General features: G+C 61.1%; 1 protein-coding gene. It reads right to left on the bottom strand.

Going from position 1 to position 2,506, the window contains the following annotated elements; all coding sequences use genetic code 11:
* On the bottom strand, positions 1–2,506 hold a 2,506-nt coding region (locus GQ56_RS47435), incomplete at both ends, for a hypothetical protein (protein WP_031403745.1).

Below are 2,506 nucleotides of genomic sequence, written 5' to 3'. Positions count from 1 at the left end.
CCGGTCTGTCATCGGCGAACAGCTCGATCACCTCGTTGTCGACGTCAACCTCGACCGGCATCAGCTCGCTGTCGACAGGCCTGAGCTCGACGGACAGCACGGTGTCGTCGTTGTCGACCTCGGCCTCGACTGGCTTGTCGTCTGCCAATAGCTCGATCACCTCGCTGTCGACGTCAACTTCGACAGGCATCAGTTCGTTGTCGACGGGGCTGAGCTCGACAAACAGCACGGTGTCGTCGTTGTCCACCTCGACGTCAACCGGCCTGTCGTCGGCTACTAGCTCGGTTTCTTCACTGTCGACGTCGACTTCGACGGGCATCAGCTCGCTGTCGACGGGCCTGAGCTCGACGGATAGTGCGGTGTCGTCGCTGTCGACCTCGGCCTCGACGGGCTTGTCATCGGCGAATAGCTCGATCACGTCGCTGTCCACGTCAACTTCGACAGGCATCAACTCGTTGTCGACCGGCCTGAGCTCGACGGACAGCACGGTGTCGTCGCTGTCAACCTCGACCTCGACGGGTCTTTCGTCCGCGAACAGCTCGATCACCTCGCTGTCGACGTCGACTTCGACTGGCATCAGCTCGCTGTCGACAGGCTTGAGCTCGACGGACAGCACGGTGTCGTCGTTGTCGACCTCGACCTCGACGGGTTTGTCGTCGGCGAATAGCACGATCACCTCGTTGTCGACGTCAACTTCGACAGGCATCAGTTCGTTGTCGACCGGCCTGAGCTCGACGGATAGCACGGTGTCGTCGTTGTCGACTTCGACCTCGACGGGGCTTTCGTCCGCGAACAGCTCGATCACCTCGCTGTCAACTTCGACGTCGACCGGTCTGTCGTCTGCGGACAGCTCAATTTCTTCACTGTCGACGTCGACTTCGACGGGCATCAGTTCGTTGTCGACCGGCCTGAGCTCGACGGATAGCGCGGTGTCGTCGTTGTCGACTTCCACGTCGACCGGTCTGTCATCGGCGAACAGCTCGATCACCTCGCTGTCGACGGGCCTGAGCTCGACGGACAGCACGGTGTCGTCGCTGTCGACCTCGACGTCGACCGGCCTCTCGTCGGCGAATAGCTCGATCACGTCGTTGTCGACGTCAACCTCGACCGGCATCAGCTCGCTGTCGACGGGGCTGAGCTCGACGGATAGCGCGGTGTCGTCGTTGTCGACTTCGACCTCGACCGGTTTGTCGTCGGCTGGTAGCTCGATCACGTCGTTGTCCACGTCGACGTCGACCGGTCTGTCGTCGGCCAGTAGCTCGATCACCTCGCTGTCCACGTCGACCTCGACGGGTCTGAGCTCGACGGACAGCACGGTGTCGTCGTTGTCGACCTCGACGTCGACCGGTCTGTCGTCTGCGGACAGCTCAATTTCTTCACTGTCGACGTCGGCTTCGACGGGCATCAGTTCGTTGTCGACGGGTCTGAGCTCGACGGACAGCACGGTGTCGTCGTTGTCGACCTCGGCCTCGACTGGCTTGTCGTCGTCGAATAGCTCGATCACCTCGCTGTCCACGTCGACTTCGACGGGCATCAGTTCGCTGTCGACAGGCTTGAGCTCGACGGACAGTACGGTGTCATCGTTGTCGACTTCGACGTCGACCGGTCTGTCGTCGGCCAATAGCTCGATTTCCTCGCTGTCTACGTCAACGTCGACGGGCATCAGTTCGCTGTCGACGGGGCTGAGCTCGACGGACAGCGCGGTGTCGTCGTTGTCAACCTCGACCTCGACGGGTCTTTCGTCCGCGAACAGCTCAATCACCTCGCTGTCCACGTCAACTTCGACGGGCATCAACTCGTTGTCGACGGGCTTGAGCTCGACGGACAGCACGGTGTCGTCGCTGTCGACTTCGACGTCGACCGGTCTGTCGTCTGCGGACAGCTCAATTTCTTCACTGTCGACGTCGACTTCGACGGGCATCAGTTCGTTGTCGACGGGCCTGAGCTCGACGGATAGCGCGGTGTCGTCGTTGTCGACTTCAACCTCGACTGGCTTGTCGTCGGCGAACAGCTCGATCACCTCGCTGTCGACGTCGACTTCGACGGGCATCAGCTCGCTGTCGACAGGCTTGAGCTCGACGGACAGCACGGTGTCGTCGTTGTCGACTTCGACGTCGACCGGCTTGTCGTCTGCAAACAGCTCGATCACCTCACTGTCCACGTCAACCTCGACGGGCATCAGCTCGCTGTCGACGGGCCTGAGCTCGACAGACAGCACGGTGTCGTCGCTGTCAACCTCGACCTCGACGGGGCTTTCGTCCGCGAACAGCTCGATCACCTCGCTGTCGACGTCAACTTCGACAGGCATCAGTTCGTTGTCGACCGGCCTGAGCTCGACGGATAGCACGGTGTCGTCGTTGTCGACTTCGACCTCGACGGGGCTTTCGTCCGCGAACAGCTCGATCACCTCGCTGTCAACTTCGACGTCGACCGGTCTGTCGTCTGCGGACAGCTCAATTTCTTCACTGTCGACGTCGACTTCGACGGGCATCAGTTCGTTGTCGAC

Source organism: Burkholderia paludis (assembly GCF_000732615.1).
GTDB lineage: Bacteria > Pseudomonadota > Gammaproteobacteria > Burkholderiales > Burkholderiaceae > Burkholderia > Burkholderia paludis.
The sequence above is the reverse complement of the archived record's forward strand: the minus strand, read 5'-3'. Positions and strand labels throughout refer to the sequence as shown.